Raw genomic sequence first — 22,305 nt, forward strand, 5'->3', positions numbered from 1 at the left:
AGAATAAAAAAGAATAGTAGCAGTACTATTCTTTTTTTGTTTCCTCTGATTTCAAAAAAAAAAATATTCTTAAGCTTATTTTGTAACATTTTTAAATTTTACAACGTATAATTAATAAAATACAATTAATTATGGCTGGTGAAGGTTTTATGATGAGTGCTAACACAAGTTTAAAAAATAATAGACGAAATAAAACGTCAAGGCTAGAAAAATTTGTAAATACCACATCAAATGGTCAAGATGAATTTCTCGATTCTAACAAAGCTACACCAGAACAACTAGCTGAAATAAGACAAAAACTACAAGAAGAAAACAAAGCAATACTAAGAAAGAAAGTGATTCTGACTGTAAGTATTGTCGGTTCTATTTTAATAGTATTAGCAGTTCTTAATCAGTTTTTATAAAAGATAACTCAATCAGCAAACATTTAATATTATGGGAGGATATTATGGCTCACCATCGGGAATTTTAAAAAACAATAGAAATTTACTAAAAAAAGATCGTAATAAATGGAAAGAACTTATGGGTTTTAATGAAGTATCTTTTGAAGAAGATATAAAAACAAATCCAGAATTATTACACGAAATTAAAACAAAACTTGACAAAAGAAATAAAAAGAAAAAACTTATCGAAGCAATAAGTGTTATCAGTTTTTTAATTCTAATGGCTTTTGCTCTTTATTATTTGAATTTGATTTTATAACTAATGTAAATCACATCCCAATTTCGTCTATATCTTTTCCTATATCATCAATATTTTCAATAGGTTGCAATTGTATTTTCTTCCAATTGTTTTCTAAAATTTTGTAAAAACCATAACAAGCTAATCCTCCTATTGGAATTCCTAAAAGATTAATTACAACATCATCAAAGTCAATTCCTAAATCCAAAAACTCATTAAAAATAGCTAAAATAACTCCAAAAATAATTTGACCTAGATAATAAATAACAACACCTAATATGGCATACAACCATTTATTTTGATTGTATTTTTCGGCTAAAACATAAAAGTATTTACCTATCCAATAAATTAAAACCAATCCTAACATATCTTACTCTTTTCTATATTTTTTTGTTACTTCAAAAACATGTTCTAATATTTTGGACTCTTGCTCTGTAAATGCTACCTGACGACGACTCATTACTACTTTTGCTACTTCAAAAGCTTTTTTAGTCAAATAAGTAGTAAATCCACTTGCTCCACCCCAAGAAAAACTAGGAACAAAATTACGTGGAAAACCGCTTCCAAAAATATTAGCAGAAACTCCTACAACTGTTCCTGTATTAAACATTGTATTTATACCACATTTACTATGATCACCCATCATTAAACCGCAAAATTGTAATCCTGTTTTGGCAAAACCTTCCGTTTCATAACTCCATAAACGTACTTCTTCATAATTATTTTTTAGATTTGAAGTATTAGAATCGGCTCCAATATTACACCATTCTCCTAGAACAGAATTCCCTAAAAATCCATCATGTCCTTTATTGGAATAACCAAACAGCACTGAATTATTAACCTCTCCTCCTACTTTACAATGTGGACCAATTGTTGTAGCTCCATAAATTTTGGTTGCCAGCTTTACTTGCGCTTCTTCACATAAAGCAAACGGTCCTCTTATTACAGAACCTTCCATTATTTCAGCATTTTTACCAATGTAAATTGGACCTGTTGAAGCATTTAAGGTTACAAATTCTAATTTTGCTCCATCCTCAATGAAAATATTTTCAGGAGCAATTACGTTAACACTTTTTGGAATAGGCTGTGAATGTCTGTCTTCTGTAAGTAACTGAAAATCTTCTCGAATGGCAATATCATTTTTAGCAAAAATATCCCAAGTATTCTCTATTCGAAGTACTTCTTCATCATAATCAATCAATTCATAGTCTTCAAAATCTACTTCTTCTTGTGTATTATGAGAATAAAAAGCAATAATTTCTTCTCCAGAAATAATCGCTTGGTTAGATTCTAAGTTAGTAATCATTTCTACTAAAACTTCATTAGGAAAAAAAGAAGCATTAATCATAATATTTTCTTCCATTTCTACCATTGGAAACTTTTCCATTAAATACTCTTCGGTCAAAGTTGTAGTTGTATATCCTAGATATTTCTCCCATTTTTCTCTAATGGTTAAAATACCTACGCGAATATCTGCAACTGGTCTAGTAAAGGTAAACGGTAGCAATGCATTGCGAACAGTTCCATCAAAAAGTATATAGTTCATTCTATTTAAGTTTAAAAATGTAAGGTTTAAAAGTTTAAACGAACTTCTAAAACTCGAGCCAAATTTACAAGTTCTTCAGTTATATTCATAAAAAAAACCTTCCATTTTGGAAGGTTTTCTATATAAAGATAAAAATCGATTATTTTTTATCGAATTTAGCATATTTAGTTTTGAATTTATCAATACGTCCTGCAGTATCGATAAGTTTCGATTTACCTGTGTAAAAAGGATGAGATGTTCTAGAAATCTCCATTTTAAATACTGGATATTCAACACCTTCGTGTTCAATTGTTTCTTTTGTTTCTACTGTAGATTTAGTAATAAAAACATCTTCATTAGACATGTCTTTAAAAGCTACTAATCTGTAATTCTCTGGGTGAATTCCTTTTTTCATCTTGATAAATCTTTTTTATTTGTGATTATAAATTGCTTCGCGGCTTTTTTATTTTATTAAAAAAGGTGTAAACACTTTATAACCTTTTCGTTTATAATCTTTTATTTTGAGAGTGCAAATTTACACTAAATTTTTAATTCACAAGCATTCATGTAACTTTTTTTTATTTTTTTACACTAATAAACAGAAACTTTATTATTTCTATATTTGTAAACTATTAAAACTAACAAACCATGAACGAAATTATTAAAAAAAACGGAATTAAATTTGGTATTATTTCTGGTGTAATAGGTATTTTATCTATGATTATACCTTATGCAATAGACATAAGTCTTCTAGTACAATGGTGGTATGGATTACTTCTTTTGTTAATTTATTTTATAGTAGGATGTGTTTTATTAATTAACACGAGAAAAGAATTAAATGATGTTCTATCTTTTAAAGATGCATTTAAAACCTATTTTATCTCTGCATTAATCGGTATTTTTATTGGACTTATATTTAATATCATTTTCTTCAACTACATAGATACAGAAGTGGCTCAACAAGTAAAAGAGTTAAATATTGAGAATACTGTTTCAATGATGAAAAAATTTGGAGCTCCAACATCTTCAATAAAAGAAACGGTGGAAAAATTAGAAGATTATAATCAATTTGGTATAACCGAACAATTAAAAGGTGTTGCTTGGAGTTTAATTGGTTCAACTATATTTGGATTAATTTTAGCTGCCATTTTCAAAAGAAAACCAAAAGAACAATTATAAATGAATCTATCCATAGTTATTCCCTTATTAAACGAGCAAGAATCGTTACCAGAATTACATAATTGGATTGTAAAAGTTATGACTAGTCATAACTTTTCTTATGAAATACTGTTTATAGATGACGGAAGTACAGATGCTTCCTGGCAAACTATTGAACAACTTTCTAATCAAAATTCAAATGTAAAAGGCATTCGTTTTCTTAAAAATTATGGCAAAAGTCAAGCACTTCATGCTGGTTTTGCTAAAGCACAAGGTGATGTAATTATTACTATGGATGCTGATTTACAAGATAGTCCAGATGAAATCCCTGAACTTTATAATTTAATTATTAAAGAGAACTATGATTTAATTTCAGGATGGAAGAAAAAAAGATATGATTCGGTTCTTTTTAAAAACTTTCCTTCTAAATTATTCAATTGGGCTGCTCGAAAAACTTCTGGAGTTAAATTAAATGACTTCAATTGTGGTTTAAAAGCTTACAAAAATGAAGTCATCAAAAATATTGAAGTTTCTGGTGAAATGCATCGTTATATTCCAGTTTTAGCCAAGAATGCAGGTTATAGTAAAATAGGTGAAAAAGTAGTTATTCATCAAGCTCGAAAATATGGCAATTCAAAGTTTGGGATGAGTCGCTTTATAAATGGATTTTTAGACTTGATTACTATTTGGTTTTTATCTAAATTTGGGAAACGTCCTATGCACTTATTTGGTGCTTTAGGCGTTTTAATGTTTGTAATAGGACTTTTAGCAGCTGGAAGTATTGGTTTTATGAAATTATGGAAACTATACCATCATGAACCTGCTATCCTAGTAACCAATAATCCATGGTTTTACATTGCTTTAACTACAATGATAATAGGAACGCAATTATTCTTAGCTGGATTTCTAGGTGAAATTATTTTACGAACTAAAAATAATGAAGAACGATATAAAATTTCAAAAATAATAGAATAATAGCCCTGATAGAAGCAACATCCTTTTATTACTGAGAACAAAATTGACTTGCTAATAAAAGATATAGCAAATAACAGGAAAAAGCTTCAAAAAATAAACAATATGCACATAGACAAACAAATTCTGGAAAAAGTAAATGAATGGTTAACTCCAACATTTGACACAAAAACGAAAGAAGAAATTGAAAAAATGATGACGAGCGCTCCCAAAGAGCTAGAAGATTCTTTTTATAAAAATTTAGAATTTGGCACAGGCGGAATGCGTGGTATAATGGGTATTGGAACCAATAGAATTAATAAATATACTTTAGGTAAAAACACTCAAGGTTTATGTAACTACATAAAGAAAGTTTTTGTAGGTGAAGCATTAAAAGTGGCCATTGCCTATGATTGCCGTCATAATAGCGATACATTAGCAAAAATAGTAGCAGATGTTTTTTCGGCAAATGGTATTAAAGTATATTTATTTTCAGAATTAAGACCTACACCAGAATTATCTTTTGCAGTTCGTTATTTAAATTGTCATGCAGGAATTGTTTTAACTGCTTCTCATAATCCACCTGAATATAATGGTTACAAAGTATATTGGCAAGATGGTGGTCAATTAGTTCCTCCTCAAGATGGAGAAATTATTGAAATTATTGAAAATCTTCAATATAGCGATATTCTTTTTGAAGCAAATGAATCTCTAATCGAATATATTGATAAAGAAATAGACGAAGCTTTCTGGCAATCTACTATTGAAAACGCTAGCTTTAACACATCTCAAACAACAAAAGACAATTTAAAAATTGTTTATACCTCACTACATGGAACTTCAATAAAATCTATACCAAATGTACTTGAAAAAGCAGGATATAAAGATGTAAATATTGTTACTGAGCAAGCTGTTCCAGATGGTAATTTTCCAACAGTAAAATCGCCAAATCCTGAAGAACCAGAAGCTTTAACTATGGCTTTAGCCCTTGCTGAAAAGATAGATGCAGATATTGTTGTAGGAACTGACCCAGATAGTGATCGTTTAGGTGTGGCAGTTCGTGATTTAGATGGAAGGATGAAGCTATTGAATGGTAACCAAACTATGGTTATTATGACAGCCTTTTTGCTAGAACAATGGAAAAGGGCTGACAAGATTACAGGAAACGAATTCATTGGCTCAACTATTGTATCAACTCCAATGATGCTAGAATTAGCTTCTGCTTATGGTGTTGAATGTAAAGTAGGTTTAACTGGTTTTAAATGGATTGCTAAGTTTATAAAAGATTTTCCTAACCAACAATTTATAGGTGGTGGTGAAGAAAGTTTTGGTTATATGGTAGGTGATGCAGTAAGAGATAAAGATGCAGTTGCTGCTATCTTATTAGTATGTGAAATTGCGGCTCAAGCAAAAGCCTCAGGAAGTTCATTGTTTAAAGAGTTAATCAACCTATCTTTAGATTATGGTTTTTATAAAGAATATTTAATTTCTATTACTAAAAAAGGAATTGAAGGAGCAAATGAGATTAAACAAATGATGATTGATTTACGTGAAAATCCTTTAAAAGAAATTAATAATCAAAGAGTAATTTGTATTGAAGATTACCAAAGTTCAAAAGCACTTGATTTAATGAGTAATGAAACTTATGATATTAAAATACCAAAATCGAATGTATTGATTTACTATTTAGAAGATGGAACTAAAATTTGTGCAAGACCTAGTGGAACTGAACCAAAAATTAAATTTTATTTTAGTGTTAATACAGAATTACCATCTGTAGAAGCATATAATACTACTGAAGAATTTTTAGATCAAAAAATTAAAAATATTATTGCTGAAATGCAGCTTAACTAATGAAAAAAATAATTAACAAACTTAGGCCTTATTTAAATCCTTTTAAAAACCACATTTTTTGGAATATATTTTATAATGTCTTGTATGCCTTTTTTGGTACTATTTCCTATGTAACATTGATTCCTATGATGAATGTTTTATTTGACAAGACTAAAAGAGTTACAACTGAACCTAAATACAATGACTTAATTCATTTAAAGGATTATTTAGAAAACTTAATGTACTTTAAAGTAACTAGTTTTAGTGATAGTGGAACTCCACAAAAAGCTCTACTACTAGTTGTTTCAATTGTAATTATAACCTTTCTATTAAAAAATTTAGCTGGCTATTTAGCTTCCTATCACATGATGCATTTACGAAATGGTGTTATGGCTAAATTAAGAAGTGTCATGTATGAAAAAATCATAAGTTTACCTATTTCCTTTTACTCAGAAAAACGAAAAGGAGATGTAATGGCACGTATGCTTGGTGATGTTGGTGAAGTTCAAAATTCATTTTTTATGCTATTAGAACTTATAGTAAAAGAACCTCTTACCATTGTTTTTTCTATTATAATGATGTTTACTTTTAGTTGGAAATTAACACTATTTGTTTTCATTTTCATTCCAATTTCTGGATTAATTATTTCTCGAATAGGAAAAAGTTTAAAATCACAATCATTAAGAGCACAAAACGAAGGTGGATACATGATTTCATTAGTAGAAGAAACACTTTCTGGTTTAAAGGTTGTAAAAAGCTATAATGCAGAAGGCACTTTTATTAATAAATTCCGTGAATCGATTAATAGGTTGTTACATCTTTCTAATAAAATAGGAAAGAAAAACAATTTAGCCGGACCATTAAGTGAAGTCATGGGAATTATAACTATTGGAGTATTACTATGGTATGGAGGAAGTTTGGTTCTTGTAGAAAAACTAGCCGATGGTTCTCCAGCTCTAGAAGGAACTGTTTTTTTAGCTTTCATGGGATTAGCCTATAATATCTTAACTCCTGCAAAAGCAATATCAAAAGCTTCTTATGCAGTAAAAAATGGTCTAGCAGCAGCAGATCGTGTGTTTGAAGTGTTAGAACAAGAAAACACTATAGATTCTAAAGAAAATGCTTTAGTTAAAAATACTTTTGAAAATAAAGTTTCAATTGAAAATATTAATTTCAGATATGGTAATGAAAATGTCCTAAAAAACTTCTCTATTGAAGTTCCTAAAGGAAAAACTGTTGCCTTAGTAGGTCAATCTGGCTCAGGAAAAAGTACAATTGCTAACTTATTGACACGTTTTTATGATGTTAATGAAGGTAGCATTAAAATTGATGGAACAGACATCAAAGATTGGAACATTCATTCATTAAGAGGTTTAATGGGATTAGTTACGCAAGATTCAATTCTATTTAATGACACTATTAAGAATAACATTCTCATTGGTAAACCAAATGCAACAGATGAAGAAATCATTGACGCTTTAAAAATAGCCAATGCTTATGAGTTTGTAAAAGATTTAGAAGATGGAATTGAAACCAATATAGGTGATGCAGGTGGAAAATTATCAGGTGGACAAAAACAACGATTATCTATTGCAAGAGCTGTGTTAAAGAATCCACCAATCATGATTTTAGATGAAGCTACATCTGCCTTGGATACAGAAAGCGAAAAATTAGTTCAGGTTGCACTTGAGAACATGATGCAAAATAGAACTTCTATTGTTATAGCACATCGATTATCGACTATTCAAAAAGCTGATACTATTGTAGTAATGCAAAAAGGAGAAATCGTTGAACAAGGAACTCATGCCGAACTTTTAGCTAAAGATGGTATGTATGCCAAATTAGTAATGATGCAATCTTTTGAATAAAATAGTATTTATGAAGAAACTTGGTTTTTTAAATTTTATAGTTATAATTCTATTAAGTTTAAGTATTACTTCTTTTCGAATGTTTAAAAATCCCGCTGATGTCATAGTTGGTACTTGGTTAACTGCTGGAGATGATAATGCAAAAGTTGAGATTTATGAGTCCAATTCTAAATATTACGGAAAAATTATTTGGCTAAAAAATCCAATTCGCGATGGTGGAAAAGCATTAGATGTAAACAATCCAGATAAAAGTAAAAGAAAAAACCCTATCATAGGTTTGCAAATTATTTCTGGATTTGAATTCAATACAGAAGATAGCATTTGGGAAAACGGAAAAATTTATGACCCAGAATCGGGTAAAACCTATAGTTGTAATATAAAAAAAGAAGGAAATAAACTTAAAGTAAGAGGTTACATTGGTTTTTCTTTATTAGGCAGAACCGAAATTTGGACGAAAACAGATTAATTACTTCTAAATGCTAGTTCAAAATTTACTACATTTGAGTGAATGATTTTTCAATTATGTATGTAAATAGTCCTGACATTAATTTAACAGATAATGATAATCTTGTGGTTTGGAAGTATTTGGATTTATCCAAGTTTTTAGACATGTTATTATCTCAAAAATTATTCATGTCAAGATCTGATAAATTTGAAGATCAATATGAAGGTACTTTTTCAGAACCTACTTTTGAAGAAATTAAAAAAATTGCTGCTAATAATCCTAAATTTTTAGATTATTACAAATCACATCGTGAGAAAGTAATGGTTAGTAGTTGGCATGCTAATGAATATGAATCTTTTGTAATGTGGCAAATTTTCACTAAAAACAACGAAGGTTTGGCAATTCAATCCACAATTGGTCGATTGAAGAAAGCATTAGAAGTAGAAAAACATATCAAGCAATATATAGGAGAAGTTAATTATATTGATTATAAGAAGGAATATATTCCTTTTGAAGATACTTTTTTTCCTTTTTTATTTAAACGAAAAAGTTTTCAATATGAAAGAGAAATTCGCATTATTTCTGATGTAAGTAATTCTAAAATTTCAATAGATGATGGCTTAAAAATAGACGTTACCATCAATCAGCTTATTGAAAAAATATATATTCATCCTAAAAGTGAAAATTGGTATAAAAACTTGGTTGTCGAAATGGTTAAAAAATTAGGCTACAAAATTGAAATTGAAAAATCTGATTTAGAAAGCGATATTTTAATTTAAGACTTTTATTTTATTAAATCCTTAGCCTTACCCCAAATTTTATTTCCTTCCTCTTTTAATTTAGTTGAATTATCTTCAAGATATTTCATGTCTTTAATTTCTTGAATCTTTTTATTCAGTTCTTTAAAATTTTCAATAGCTACCAGAATTTCTTTTCCATTTTCGATGTTATTTTCTCTAAAAACTTTTTCCCAATCCATTTTTGATAACTTATCATAAACAAAGGAAACTACAATTTTACTAATGAATGCCTTGTCATAAACACCATTCATTAATTTATCTGATTCTCTATTTTTGAGATAATTAATTGTTTTCTCTATTTGTTCTTTATCGCTAGTTGAGAGAATAGTACTGTTTTTTAAATTTGTTAAAGCCAAAATAGCTTTTTCTGGATTTTCTCTCTTACAATTTATATAAGCATCTATACACCAGAATAATTCATTATTTAATCCTAGTTTATTAAAATCTTCTAGAAAAACTTCAAAATCTTCTAACGCTTTTTCTTTATCTTTCTCTCTTTCCATGGCTTGTCTATCAAGACCTCTAAGCAAATGATTTAATGAATGGAAAGCCAAGTAATTCTGCTCATTAGTAAAGTTTTTCCAACCAAAAAGGGCTTGTACTAATTTTATTTCTATGTCCTTATGATTATTTAACCAATTAATATTTTGAGTTGTTTCATGTTCTGAAAGATAATACAACCCTTTTTCCATAAAAACAAAACCTCTATAAAATTGAAAAACTGCTTTTATTTCATCATTCTCAATTCTGTCAGGCTGTATTTTTGAAGTTTCATAAAAAACAATTTCTTTTCCTAAGTCTTTGCTTAAAACTCCTAGAGCTACTAAAAAAGCATGCTCATAAGTTTCTGCAGTTTTCTTTTCATTACCTTTCAGTAAGTCTTTAACATTTAATTTTCCTTCTGAATTACTATTCTTAATTGCCTCAAGAAGTGTTGGAAAAACATCTTCATCTGTTTCATCAATTACTTCTTTTAAATCTAGGTAATCTTTATATATAGATGCCATTTCGATAATTGAAACATCTTCTTTATCAGCTTCATTTAATGTTTGAGCAAGATCTGTAAGTTTTTCTTTAAATGGCAAAAATTCTTTTGGATAGTCTTCCATTGGAACTGAGGAACGGATGGCAATTTTTAAAAATTTATATTTTGCAATTTTATCTGTTTTTAAGCTTTCTTCTAAATACTCTTTATCTTTTTCTAATAATTCTTCATCGGTTTCTTCGCTTCCACAAGAGAAAAAAATAAAAAAAACTAGACTCGTTAAAATTGTTATCGATTTATTCTTCATGTACTCTTATTTGTTTTCTCCTTCCATTCTATTATTATATTCAACTCAAGATAGAGAATCCAATTTATATAGGCATATACTCTTCTACTTTCCATTCTTCCGAAAGAAGATTAACAAAATAATAATGTACTTTATCATTTTTGTCAAAAGCACCATTTTTATTAATATCTTCAATGCATCTAAAATACAATCTATTTTGAACTTCAATAATGTTCCAATCGATGAGCTCTTGTAAAGGCTCTGATAATTTAGTAAACTTAGAACCATCAATATTACTAATATATAAAGATTTAATGTCGTTTTGATCTACTTTACTATCTTTATTAGTATCAGAATCTACTAAAATATAGACTAAAATTTGTTTTTTGTTTTTTTCTGCAATTGTATTTAAAAAAGTAACTGTTTGAATTTGCATTTTATTTTCTGTCAAAGGCTTAACATTAGTCGAATCTATATGTTGAAACTTTAAATTCTCAAAATAACCTGTTATTTCAAATCGGTTATAATTAGATATGGCATAACTTACTTGATTGGTTTTACTGGAACCATATACTTTACTATAATCATCATATACTCGAATATCACCAACTGGATGAATAAGAAACTTTGTTCCTTCCATGTGAATGGGCAAATCTGCAATTTTTATAGAAGTTGTGTCAATCTTTTTTGGTTCTATTATTTCCTTTGCTTCCTCATAAATTACTTTAGGAGTTTGCTTCTCTTGTTTACAACTTACTAAAAGAGTAATTGTTAAAAAAGATATATAACATGTGATGATTTTCATATTTTAAAAGTTATAGTCAAATATACTAATTTTTTAAATGTCTTAAATTTACAAACGTGCCATTAATTTTACATTAAATACTCTCGTTGTTAAAAAGTTAGGTATTCCATACTGTGATTTAGTATACACATCTCTTACCCAAGTATTTGTAATAGCGTTTTGATTATTAAACAAATTAAAGATTTCTAAACCTAGAGAAAATTCTTGAAAAGGATTCAACCATTTTTTATTAGATTTAATAGATTCATCTTTAAAAACATAAGAAAATCCAACATCAGCTCTTCTGTAATCCTTCAATCGCAATTGAAAATCATAAGGATCTGCATAAGAAGGAGAACCACCAGGCAAACCTGTATTATAAACCAAATTTAGATAAACTTTAAAATTTGGAATATTAGGCATATAATCTTGAAACAATAAACCAAATTTCAAACGTTGATCTGTTGGTCTTGATATGTAACCTCTATCATTTTGATTTTCTTCAGTTTTTAAATAACCAAAACTAAACCAAGATTCTGTTCCTGGAACAAACTCTCCATTTAATCGAGTATCGAAACCATAAGCATAAGCTTCTGCCTCATTATTTGCTCTGTAGCGTATTCTTACATTATCAATAGTATAGGTATTTACATCTGACATTTTCTTGTAATAGGCTTCACTAACTAATTTAAAAGGTCGTGTCCACATTTTAAAACTATAATCGTTACTCACAACAAAATGAAATGATTTTTGAGCTTTTACATTAGGTTGAACAACTCCATTATAATCCCGTAACTCTCTATAAAACGGAGGTTGGTTATACATTCCTCCAGACACACGAAATAACATATCCTTTTCCCAATCTGGTTTTATTGCAAATTGTACTCTTGGCGAAAAAGTAAACTGACTTTCTCCTCCAACAATATTCTTTCCTGAAACCTGCCATTGGTGACCTCTTACACCTACATTTAACCAATATTTATTAGAACCTAAACTTCCTTTATAATTCCATTGTGCATAGCCAGAAAATCGATTAATAGTAGTATAATTGGTAGCTCTTACATTTTGATAAGGTGCCAATGGACCTACATAAGGATTATAGGGTTGATCGTTTTGATAGTCTAATATAGGAGCAGGTAAAGAAAAACCAGCCGAATCAACGACTTCCCATTCTACAATTCGATCTCGTATATCTTCTCTTGTATATTTAATTCCCCACTCAATTTGTGTTTTTTCATTTAATTCATGAAAACCTTTCACTTCAGTATTAAAAATTAAAGCATCTAAATCATTTCTTGCATGATTTAACTGAGAACCAATACCTCTAGAAAAAACTACATCTCCAAAAGTTTCCGAACCAATGTTTGAATCTACTTCCCCTAAACGATATTGGGCTAAAATATCATAATACTCTTGTTCTTGAGTATGGTAAGTTGAAGCAATAAATTTTAGTTTATTATTGGCATTATATTGATAAACCGATTTCAATGCTCCAAATAAAGTCAAATATTTATCTTTTTCTTGCCCTTCATAAAAAACAACTAAAGCAATTGGATCACTTATTGTTCCAAAATTAGTTTGACGACTTAATGGTTGGTAATTGTATTTATTTTGAGAAATATTCCCTAAGAAACTCCAATTCCATTTCGTAGATGCATTAAAATTTATTAAAGTTTGAATATCTGCAAAAGACGGTCTAAAATTAGTTTCCGTTTCCTTACTATTTACTAACAAACTATTATCTCTATAGCGAATACCAGTAATATTACTCCATTTTTGATTTTTAGAAACTCCATCAAAAGTTAGACTTCCACCCATAAGACTCGCTTCTAAACTAGCACCGAATTGCTTGGGATTGCGATAAGTAATATCTAAAACAGAAGATAATTTATCTCCATATTTCGCTTGAAAACCACCAGCAGAAAAATCAACATTTTCTACCATGTTTGTATTTGTAAAACTTAATCCTTCTTGTTGACCCGAACGAATTAAGAAAGGTCTATACACTTCAATTTCATTTACATAGACTAGATTTTCATCATAATTCCCGCCTCTTACTGCATAAGATGTACTTAATTCATTATTTGAATAAACTCCAGGTAAAGTCTTTAAAACATTTTCAACACCAGCACTAGCTCCTGGTATCCTTTTAATTACTACTGGATCAATTGAAGTAACTCCTTCAACTCTTTTTTTACTATTTCCTGTTACCGTTACAGCACCAATTTGAGTCACTCTTGCATTTAAAACGGGATAAAACTCAAAATCCTCATTTTTTTTTAATGTAGTAACTATAGTTGCACTTTTAAAAGAAACATGTGAAAAAACAATAGTAATTTCTTTATTTGCAGGAACTTCTAAAGAATAAAACCCATTTTTATTAGTTACTGTTCCATTTTCACCAACATTAACAGTTACATTCTCAATAGGATTATTAAATTCATCTAAAATAACACCTTTAATTCTTGCAGTTTGTGCTAGTAAAAATTGCTCAAAAAAGCAAAAAACGACCAAAAAGATAAGTTTTTTCAATTATATTAACTATTAATTATTCATAAAAAAATGAGATTCAAAGGTAGCAGAATTTTGCATATTATCGGTTACAACAACTTTAAAATCATTTCTTCCTTGAACATACTTCTTATCACTTAACGCATGGATTAGCTTTTTAGTCTTATAATCGTATTCCATTAATATCCATTCCCCATTTAGATATGCATTATAAGTATCAATTCCAGACAAATTATCAGCAATTGAAACACTTAGTGTTTCTTGATTATTCAAATTTCTACCTTCAACAAAATTGACATTATATATTCTAGGTGATATTGTATCTTGAGCTAATTTATAATTATCTAAAGCTCTCACTCTAGTAGAAAAAGTATTCCCTTTTCGATACGTTTTATTGTAATATACTTTGTATCCTTCTACAGAAGCAATAAATGTTTTTTCCAGTTGATTATTAGTAAGTCCTTCAACATTATTGAATGTAATTGTTATGTTTTTATGAATAGGAATATCTTTCTCTGAAAAACTTAAAACTCCTTCTTTAACATCAAAATCAAATTTAAAATCATCATAAAATGAATTTTCTGGTATATAAACAGAAACATTCTGTTTTGTAAAATTATTTTCTACTTTTGAACGTAACAAATAGGGTTTATTAGTATCGCTTTTTAAAATTGTTGCCGTTTGATTTTGAAATTCAATTGGAATTATAATAGTTGTTTTATTATCATGAAAATCAAAAATTTCAATTTTATAATTATAACTTGCATTGGGTTGCGTATTAATAATCCCATTATTTTTACTATATTTTATAACAGATAATGGATATGGTGTATTATGAAACAATTTCTGCACTCTTTGATTCATTTCTTTATAACGCTCATAATCAATTAGATTATTAATATATCGTGATTCATCAAACGAAAATGTTTCGAAATCATATTGGTAATATAAAACTCCATTTAAATAAGCATTCACTTTATATAGTCCATTTTTGTTATATGGATTAGTACAATAATCATAGGCATTAATACCAAAACCTATTTTTCCATTGGTAATAACTTTTGAAGCTAAATAACTTCCATCTGCTTGTTTATTGAACGAAATTGCTATAGGTTTTTGAGATTTATTTACAACAACACTATCTATTGGATATGCCACAATTCCTTGCAAAAAAGGTTCTCTTTTATCGGAAACAAATTTAGTAAACCCAAAATGCAATGGATTAACAGTTTTCTCAGTTTTAGAATCTCTAAATTCAAAATGCAAATGCGGTCCACCACTTCCACCAGAATTTCCCGAAAATGCGATAATATCACCTTGTTTAACAGGTAGTTCGTTAGAACTAGGAAACATTTCAACTTCAAAAGATTTTTGAAGATACTGTTGTTTTCTTATGTATTCTTCTATAACTCCATTTGCTTTTTTTAAATGACCATATACTGAAACATAACCATTTGGATGCGTTATATAAATAGCTTTACCGTAACCATAAGTAGAGATTTTTATTCTAGAAACATAACCATCAGCAACAGCAAAAACATCTAAGCCTTCTTTCTTATTTGTTTTAATATCTAGCCCAGAATGAAAATGATTGCTACGCAATTCTCCGAAAGAACCAGAAACATCTATAGGAATTGATAAAGGTGAAATAAAATCATTTGGATAATTAGTTTGACCAAAAATTGTAGCAGAAAAAAATAGGATAATAAAGAGTCTCATGTGCATATAGTATATTTAGGCTAAAATAATAAAAATATTATAAATTAAAATAGGAAAAACATGCATTTTATAAGTACTTAACAATCAAATTGTTAAAAAAAATACAAATAAAAATATAATTTTTTGCAAAAACTATTGTTATTATCCAATAGTAATACTAATTTTGTAGAAATAGAAATGAATTTTATCATTGATGAATGGATTATCTGAACTAATTGATTCTCTTGAAATTAAATTTTTCAAGCTCAACCAAAAGCTGGTTCAACTAGAGAAAAAAAACAAGGAGTTATTAGAAAAAATTAAAGTTTCTGAAGAAATTCAAGAACAACAAACAGCTGAAATAGCTGAACTGAAAGATAATGTAGAGGATTTGAAGATGGTAAATTCACTATTAGGCAGTGAAGAAAATAAAAGAGAAACGAAACTCAAAATAAATTCATTAATTCGAGAAATTGATTATTGCATAGCACAACTTTCTGATTAGAGAGCATGAATGAAAAATTAAAAATTAAAATATCGATAGCAGACCGTGTTTACCCTCTAACCATTGAGGATTCTCAGGAAGAAGCATTAAGAAGTGCTTCAAAAAAAATCGATACAATGATTAAAGAATTTGAACAAAACTATGCAGTGAGAGACAAACAAGATGTTTTAGCTATGTGTGCTTTACAATTTGCATCACAATCTGAACAAAAACAACTCGACATCTCTCAAGATTATGATTTATCATTTAATCGCTTGAAGAATTTAGATAAAAAATTGAGTGACTTACTCACAAAATAAAACACGTTCTTACATACAAACAAAGATACTGCCTACATTAGTATAATTTGATAAACTCAACACTAACAAATTAAAATGAGTGAATCTTCGTAACTATTGCAAGCCCTTAAGTGGGAAGCATGAAATACGAGTTAGCTCAAAACTTGTCATATACGAGTTTATACGAACCCCTAATGTAGGCTTTTTTTATATAATTTATTTAACAAACTATGGACATATTAAGTATAATAATTGGAATCATCGCAGGTCTTGCCCTAGGATTTGGAATTGCTAAATTTCTCGAAAAAAGCAATGTTTCAAACCTTATTAAAAATGCAAAAAAAGAAGCTGGCTCCATTTTAAAAGATGCTAAAACTGAAGCTGAATCGCTTAAAAAAGATAAAATCCTTCAAGCTAAAGAGAAATTTTTAGAATTAAAAGCTGAACACGAACAAGTCATTTTATCTAGAGATAAAAAAATGGCTGAAGCTGAAAAAAGAACAAGAGATAAAGAATCTCAAATTTCTAATGAACTGGCAAAATCTAAAAAAATAAATGAAGATATAGAAAAGAAAATTGCAGATTATGATACAAAAATTGAATTTCTTGAAAAGAAACAACAAGAAATTGACAAGTTACATAAAAGTCAAGTAGAACAACTTGAAGTAATTTCTGGACTATCCGCAGATGAAGCTAAAAACCAATTAGTAGAAAGCTTAAAAGCTGAGGCAAAAACTAATGCGATGTCTTTCATACAAGACACTATAGAAGAAGCTAAATTAACAGCCCAACAAGAAGCTAAGAAAATTATTATTAGCACTATTCAACGAGTAGGAACTGAAGAAGCTGTTGAAAATTGTGTATCAGTTTTCAATATTGAATCGGATGATGTCAAAGGTAGAATAATTGGTCGTGAAGGTAGAAATATTAGAGCTTTAGAATCTGCAACTGGTGTTGAAATCATTGTAGATGATACTCCTGAAGCTATTATTCTTTCTTGTTTTGATCCTGTAAGAAGAGAAATCGCTCGCTTAGCATTACACAAATTAGTTACAGATGGTCGTATTCACCCAGCGAGAATTGAAGAAGTAGTTGCTAAGACTCAAAAACAAATAGAAGAAGAAATTATTGAAGTAGGTAAACGAACAGTAATAGATTTAGGAATTCATGGATTACATCCTGAGCTTATAAAAATTGTAGGTAGAATGAAATATCGTTCTTCTTACGGACAAAATTTATTACAACACTCTAGAGAAGTAGCTAATTTATGTGGAATAATGGCTGCAGAATTAGGTTTAAATGTAAAATTAGCCAAACGTGCTGGATTACTTCATGATATTGGAAAAGTCCCAGACACTGAAAGCGAATTACCTCATGCCATCTTAGGAATGCAATGGGCTGAGAAATATGGAGAAAAAGAAGAAGTATGTAATGCAATTGGAGCTCACCATGATGAAATTGAAATGAAATATTTAATTTCACCAATCATTCAAGTTTGTGATGCTATTTCTGGTGCAAGACCAGGTGCAAGAAGACAAGTTTTAGATTCTTATATTCAACGTTTAAAAGATTTAGAAGATATTGCTTTTGGCTTCAATGGTGTGAAAAATGCCTATGCTATTCAAGCTGGTAGAGAATTACGTGTTATTGTAGAAAGTGAAAAGGTTTCAGATGAATCTGCCTCTAATTTATCGTTTGAAATATCACAAAAAATACAAACAGAAATGACTTATCCAGGTCAAGTTAAAATTACAGTTATTAGAGAAACTAGAGCTGTAAACATTGCTAAATAATTAAAAGATTTTATATATAATTACAAGAGAGCTTTTCAGTTAGAAGAGCTCTCTTGTTTTTTATAAAAATACAATTTGCACAAATACTTTTGGCACGATTTTTTCGTTTCCTAGAATATAAACATAAAATTAAATTCATATGAAAAAAGTATTTTTAGCCAGTTTTACGTTTTTATTAGTAAATTGTATTTTTGCTCAAAATGGAGATTCTGAAAAATTTGGAATAAAAGGAGGTTTGAATTATTCTACTATTACTAAAGGAGATTTCAATGAAGGTGCAGATCCAAGAACAAGTTATTATATTGGATTTTTTGGTGAAATACCTTTAATAAAAAAAGTATTTTCTTTACAGCCAGAGATACTATATTCAAGACAAGGTTTTGAAACCAACTACACAACCATTTTAGGAAACAATTACAAAGAAGAATATCGAATTGATTATATCAATTTACCAATTCTAGCCAAAATACACATTGGTAAAATATTCTCTATTGAAGGTGGACCTCAATTTGGATTTAAAATTAATGAGAAAATCAAAACCGAAAACAATTCTTCCATAAACAATGAGGTTAATAGTTTTGATACTGCAATTGCTGGTGGTGTTTCATTTAACATTGATAATTTTTTAATATCAGGAAGATATACTTATAGTTTAAATGAAGTCATCAAAAATTCAAATGCTAAAAATTCCGTTTTTCAAGTTGGAATAGGATTTGTTTTTTAATACATTTTTAAAGACCACATGAAATTAATTCCATGTGGTCTTTAAATTAAACGCTTTAGTAAAATTATTTTCTAGGATGATAATTATTTAACACCTCAGCTAAAAACTTTCGGTCTAGATGCATATAGACTTCTGTAGTTGTTATCGACTCGTGTCCTAACATCAATTGAATAGAACGTAAATCAGCTCCATTTTCTAATAAATGAGTAGCAAATGAGTGCCTAAACGTGTGAGGACTTATAACTTTGTTTAAATTTATTTTTGAAGCTAAATCTTTAATAATAGTAAATATCATAGCTCTAGTTAGCTGTTTCCCTCTTCTATTTAAAAATAATGTATCTTCAAATCCTTTTTGAACTTTTATTTGATTTCGAATTTGATTTTTATAAATTAAAATATACTTTTCAGTTATTTTACCAATGGGAACAAATCGCTGTTTACTCCCTTTTCCAGTAATTTTTATAAAACCTTCTTCAAAAAACAAATCTGATATTTTTAAGGTAACTAATTCTGAAACTCTCAAACCGCAACTATATAACGTTTCTAATATAGCTCTATTTCTTTCACCTTCAGAAGTAGATAAATCAATTGCATTGATTAGGCTATCTATTTCTTCAACAGATAGTGTATCTGGCAGTTTTCTTCCTGTTTTAGGAACTTCAATTAATTCCATAGGAGTATTTACTCTATAATCTTCAAATATCAAATAATTAAAAAAACTTTTTAAACCAGATATAATTCTAGATTGACTCCTAGCATTTACTTTAGAAGAAATCTCATAAATAAATTGCTGAATGGTTTCTTCTGAAATGGTTAATGGGCTTTCTATAATTTTATGAACAGAAAGAAATGAAACAAGTTTTTCAATATCAAAAGAATAGTTCTCTATTGTATTTTCAGACAAACCTCTTTCTAACCTCAAATAATTTTGATATTCTTTAATATATGATTTCCACTTATCCATAAACCAAAAGTATCAAATTAATTATAAAAAAAAATCTCGTAAAAACGAGATTTTTATAATAATGTATATGTATTTTAAAAATGTAACGTAAAAGTTAAAGAAAAAATTCCTACTCCTACATTTGTTGTATCATCTAAATCTCCAAAAGCAAAAGAAAAACCTTTATCTCCATCTACCGTTACAGCGTCATCTGTTCCTGTTTTAGTTGTTGTTTCAGAAGCTCCGTTCAAAGTAAAACCTACTCTATAAGTATATTGAGCACCTATAGCAAATTTTGGAAAAACAAAATATTCAGCTCCTATAAAACCTTGAATTCCGGCTCCTAAATCTAAACCAGACTTTTCTTCAACACTACTTAAAAAATCTCCTGTTTCTGTATCAGTTGTAGTAGCTTCTTCATTACTAAAAGCGGTTGTTAATAAAACATCTGCTCCATAAAAACCTTGTAAGCGTGTATTTCCTTTTCTCCATTCTTTTCCTACTCCTAGTGCTAAAGCAAAATCATTATTTTTAGTTTCTATTGTTGTTCCTGCACCTGGACCAGTTACCAAAGGAGAAGTATTATTTTGCGAACCAAAACCTAAATTAGCAACAACTCTATAAGCTTTTTTATCCGATACAAACATTTTACCTACAAATGTATTTGTTCTAACATAGCTCACTTTTGGTGCATTATTTCTACTGGTTGAACCACTAAATGCATTTCCTACATATTCAAAAATACCATCAGCATTAAAACTGATTGCCCAATCATCCATTTGAGGTAAATAATGTTCTCCTTTACTGGAAAGAATTGGGTTAACTAAAATTTCTTCTTCTTGAGCATTAGCAATAGTAAAACCGCACAATACTATTACAGAAAGTAATACTTTTTTCATTTTGTTTCTATTAAATTTGTTATGGCAAAACTATAAAAAATATCTCAAAAAAGTAATAAAAGTATTTTTTTAAACAACAAACCTTTTTAAATAAAAAATCCCGAGTTAAAACTCGGGAAAAGGTATTTTACTTAATAAAAATACTATATTTTAAACACTCCACCCACATTAAATGAACTGTAAGCGTTTTTAATTGTATAATTACTATCCTTAGGAACATCTGAAAGACCTGTCATTCCTTGATAGTCAATTAAAATACTGAATTTTTCATTAACTTCAATTTTATAACCAATTCCATAAGCCAAACCAAGTTGCAAACCATTAGCAGCATCTTTTATATCTCTACTTACATTTCTATCTTCGCTTTTGGCCGACATTAAAAAGCCTAAATTTGGACCAAAATTTAAATTCCATTTTCTAGTAGAACCAAAATGCCAGTTTGCATTTATAGGTAAAGTTAAATAATTTAATTTTTCTGAATAATAACTAGTGACTTTAGAACCCATAGTTTGGTAAATTAATCCTGATCTTAAACTCCATCTATCATTAAAAAAATAATCTGCATCAACTCCAAATGAAACACTTGAAAGATTAGAATTATTCAATTCCTTTTCTCCATAATAATTAGAACTTGCATATCCAATTATTGGTGTTAATTCCACATCCCCTTTACTTCTCTCTTGAGCAATACAAATAGTACTAAACATACTAAGTACCACCATCGCAAAAAACACTTTTCTCATTTTATTAATTTTAAATTTTAGAGCGCAAATCTAAATAAAAATTCCTTATCAAAAAGAAAGTTTATGTTTTAAAAAAAAAGTATTTATAACAAAAAAATCCCGCTTTTGCGGGATTTTAAATATCAATTAATTACAAATTAGAATTTGTAAACTAATCCAAAATTGATTGAAGATAAATCAACATTTAACCCAAAAGAATTAGTTTTATCTGCTCCGTCACCTCCATTATCATCACTATTATAACCTAATCCAGCCCAACCAGCTTCAATAGCCCAGTTACTAGATAAGAAATAGTTAACACCTACACCAGCATTAACACCAAAAGTTTTAGATTTAAATTCACCTCCTGATGCTGGCTCTTCTTTAGTAGAACCAATACCAACTGCTAATTCACCAAATAATGAAAACTTAGAAGCAGGAGTAAAATAATATCTACCAAAAACGTCAGCTCCGAAAGAACTAGTTTTATCTTCAGCACCTCCACCAAATTCTTCTTTACCAGAAGTTAAATCTAATCTAACACCAACAGCAATGTTTTCAGTTACAAAATAACCAACAGCTGGAGAAAAAGTAAAATCACTAGATTTAGCATCACCAGTTTTTTCTGAACCAAAACCAACAGATCCTGAAACAAAAACATCTCCTTGAGAAAAACCTCCATCTGTAGATTCTTCTTGTGCATTAGCAAAGCTAAATGCGAATACTGCTACTGCAGCGAATAATAATTTTTTCATTTTTTAATTAATTTTAAATTTTTGAGAATGCGAATTTATATAATATTTATTTTCCAGCAAGAAAAAAAGTATTAAAAAAAACATAAAAAACATAACTCATTGATAATCAAAAACAAAAAATCCTGCTTTTACGGGATTTTTAAATATTTTTCTAAGAAATA

The 22,305-nt window shown here is 28.8% G+C and carries 23 protein-coding genes; 12 read left to right on the forward strand and 11 right to left on the reverse strand.

Annotation, left to right across the window (positions count from 1 at the left end; all coding sequences use genetic code 11):
- Positions 1 to 131: 131 nt before the first annotated feature.
- Entirely contained in the window at positions 132 to 404 is a 273-nt protein-coding gene (locus ACULEV_RS12085) for a hypothetical protein (protein ID WP_445455311.1), read from the forward strand.
- Between the two features lie 31 nt (positions 405 to 435).
- On the forward strand, positions 436 to 702 hold the full coding sequence (locus ACULEV_RS12090) for a hypothetical protein (RefSeq protein WP_445455312.1): 267 nt from the start codon (positions 436 to 438) through the stop codon (positions 700 to 702).
- 10 nt (positions 703 to 712) lie between these two features.
- On the opposite strand, the gene ACULEV_RS12095 is transcribed toward ACULEV_RS12090, so the two are convergent.
- The 3 genes from ACULEV_RS12095 to ACULEV_RS12105 all read right to left on the reverse strand — a co-directional run bounded on the left by ACULEV_RS12095 (position 713) and on the right by ACULEV_RS12105 (position 2,621).
- Complete coding sequence (locus ACULEV_RS12095; RefSeq protein WP_445455313.1) at positions 713 to 1,048, reverse strand: hypothetical protein; 336 nt, start codon at positions 1,046 to 1,048, stop codon at positions 713 to 715.
- Positions 1,049 to 1,051: 3 nt separating this feature from the next.
- A complete protein-coding gene (locus ACULEV_RS12100; RefSeq protein ID WP_445455314.1) occupies positions 1,052 to 2,227 on the reverse strand; it encodes a GlmU family protein in 1,176 nt (391 codons plus the stop codon).
- A 139-nt stretch (positions 2,228 to 2,366) separates the two neighbouring features.
- Positions 2,367 to 2,621 carry a type B 50S ribosomal protein L31 gene (locus ACULEV_RS12105; protein ID WP_445455315.1) on the reverse strand — a complete coding sequence of 85 codons (255 nt, stop codon included), beginning with the start codon at positions 2,619 to 2,621 and terminating at the stop codon, positions 2,367 to 2,369.
- A 233-nt stretch (positions 2,622 to 2,854) separates the two neighbouring features.
- On the opposite strand from ACULEV_RS12105, the gene ACULEV_RS12110 reads away from it, so the two are divergent.
- The 6 genes from ACULEV_RS12110 (at position 2,855) to ACULEV_RS12135 (ending at position 9,240) form a co-directional block, all read left to right on the forward strand.
- Positions 2,855 to 3,385 (forward strand): DUF4199 domain-containing protein, encoded by a 531-nt coding sequence (locus ACULEV_RS12110; RefSeq protein WP_445455316.1) that lies wholly within the window; start codon positions 2,855 to 2,857, stop codon positions 3,383 to 3,385.
- Entirely contained in the window at positions 3,386 to 4,339 is a 954-nt protein-coding gene (locus ACULEV_RS12115) for a glycosyltransferase family 2 protein (RefSeq protein ID WP_445455317.1), read from the forward strand.
- Between the two features lie 102 nt (positions 4,340 to 4,441).
- Positions 4,442 to 6,169: a phospho-sugar mutase gene (locus tag ACULEV_RS12120; RefSeq protein WP_445455318.1), complete on the forward strand. Its 1,728-nt coding sequence runs from the start codon at positions 4,442 to 4,444 to the stop codon at positions 6,167 to 6,169.
- Positions 6,169 to 8,016, forward strand: coding sequence for an ABC transporter ATP-binding protein (locus tag ACULEV_RS12125; protein WP_445455319.1), 1,848 nt, complete (start codon positions 6,169 to 6,171; stop codon positions 8,014 to 8,016). The genes ACULEV_RS12120 and ACULEV_RS12125 overlap by 1 nt, the downstream gene beginning before the upstream one ends.
- 10 nt (positions 8,017 to 8,026) lie before the next feature.
- Entirely contained in the window at positions 8,027 to 8,482 is a 456-nt protein-coding gene (locus ACULEV_RS12130) for a DUF2147 domain-containing protein (protein WP_445455320.1), read from the forward strand.
- A gap of 56 nt (positions 8,483 to 8,538) precedes the next feature.
- Positions 8,539 to 9,240, forward strand: a complete 702-nt coding sequence (locus tag ACULEV_RS12135; protein ID WP_445458543.1) for a hypothetical protein — start codon at positions 8,539 to 8,541, stop codon at positions 9,238 to 9,240.
- Positions 9,241 to 9,245: 5 nt separating this feature from the next.
- Here ACULEV_RS12135 and ACULEV_RS12140 read toward each other — a convergent pair whose 3' ends face one another.
- From ACULEV_RS12140 to ACULEV_RS12155, 4 genes are all read right to left on the reverse strand, one after another.
- Positions 9,246 to 10,553: a short-chain dehydrogenase gene (locus ACULEV_RS12140; protein ID WP_445455321.1), complete on the reverse strand. Its 1,308-nt coding sequence runs from the start codon at positions 10,551 to 10,553 to the stop codon at positions 9,246 to 9,248.
- A 64-nt stretch (positions 10,554 to 10,617) separates the two neighbouring features.
- Complete coding sequence (locus ACULEV_RS12145) at positions 10,618 to 11,337, reverse strand: hypothetical protein (protein WP_445455322.1); 720 nt, start codon at positions 11,335 to 11,337, stop codon at positions 10,618 to 10,620.
- Positions 11,338 to 11,385: 48 nt separating this feature from the next.
- Positions 11,386 to 13,848: a carboxypeptidase-like regulatory domain-containing protein gene (locus ACULEV_RS12150; protein WP_445455323.1), complete on the reverse strand. Its 2,463-nt coding sequence runs from the start codon at positions 13,846 to 13,848 to the stop codon at positions 11,386 to 11,388.
- A 12-nt stretch (positions 13,849 to 13,860) separates the two neighbouring features.
- A complete protein-coding gene (locus tag ACULEV_RS12155) occupies positions 13,861 to 15,546 on the reverse strand; it encodes a M23 family metallopeptidase (RefSeq protein WP_445455324.1) in 1,686 nt (561 codons plus the stop codon).
- Positions 15,547 to 15,739: 193 nt separating this feature from the next.
- On the opposite strand from ACULEV_RS12155, the gene ACULEV_RS12160 reads away from it, so the two are divergent.
- From ACULEV_RS12160 to ACULEV_RS12175, 4 genes are all read left to right on the forward strand, one after another.
- Positions 15,740 to 16,030, forward strand: coding sequence for a hypothetical protein (locus ACULEV_RS12160; protein ID WP_445455325.1), 291 nt, complete (start codon positions 15,740 to 15,742; stop codon positions 16,028 to 16,030).
- Between the two features lie 5 nt (positions 16,031 to 16,035).
- Positions 16,036 to 16,329: a cell division protein ZapA gene (locus tag ACULEV_RS12165; RefSeq protein WP_445455326.1), complete on the forward strand. Its 294-nt coding sequence runs from the start codon at positions 16,036 to 16,038 to the stop codon at positions 16,327 to 16,329.
- A 209-nt stretch (positions 16,330 to 16,538) separates the two neighbouring features.
- Positions 16,539 to 18,101 carry a ribonuclease Y gene (rny, locus tag ACULEV_RS12170; protein ID WP_445455327.1) on the forward strand — a complete coding sequence of 521 codons (1,563 nt, stop codon included), beginning with the start codon at positions 16,539 to 16,541 and terminating at the stop codon, positions 18,099 to 18,101.
- A gap of 139 nt (positions 18,102 to 18,240) precedes the next feature.
- Entirely contained in the window at positions 18,241 to 18,825 is a 585-nt protein-coding gene (locus tag ACULEV_RS12175; protein ID WP_445455328.1) for a porin family protein, read from the forward strand.
- 64 nt (positions 18,826 to 18,889) lie between these two features.
- Here ACULEV_RS12175 and xerD read toward each other — a convergent pair whose 3' ends face one another.
- From xerD to ACULEV_RS12195, 4 genes are all read right to left on the reverse strand, one after another.
- Complete coding sequence (xerD, locus tag ACULEV_RS12180) at positions 18,890 to 19,789, reverse strand: site-specific tyrosine recombinase XerD (protein WP_445455329.1); 900 nt, start codon at positions 19,787 to 19,789, stop codon at positions 18,890 to 18,892.
- Positions 19,790 to 19,863: 74 nt separating this feature from the next.
- Positions 19,864 to 20,667, reverse strand: a complete 804-nt coding sequence (locus ACULEV_RS12185) for a hypothetical protein (protein WP_445455330.1) — start codon at positions 20,665 to 20,667, stop codon at positions 19,864 to 19,866.
- 143 nt (positions 20,668 to 20,810) lie between these two features.
- Positions 20,811 to 21,410, reverse strand: a complete 600-nt coding sequence (locus ACULEV_RS12190) for a porin family protein (protein ID WP_445455331.1) — start codon at positions 21,408 to 21,410, stop codon at positions 20,811 to 20,813.
- A gap of 137 nt (positions 21,411 to 21,547) precedes the next feature.
- On the reverse strand, positions 21,548 to 22,144 hold the full coding sequence (locus tag ACULEV_RS12195; RefSeq protein WP_445455332.1) for an outer membrane beta-barrel protein: 597 nt from the start codon (positions 22,142 to 22,144) through the stop codon (positions 21,548 to 21,550).
- Positions 22,145 to 22,305 lie beyond the last annotated feature (161 nt).

The organism is Flavobacterium sp. HNIBRBA15423 (assembly GCF_052655965.1).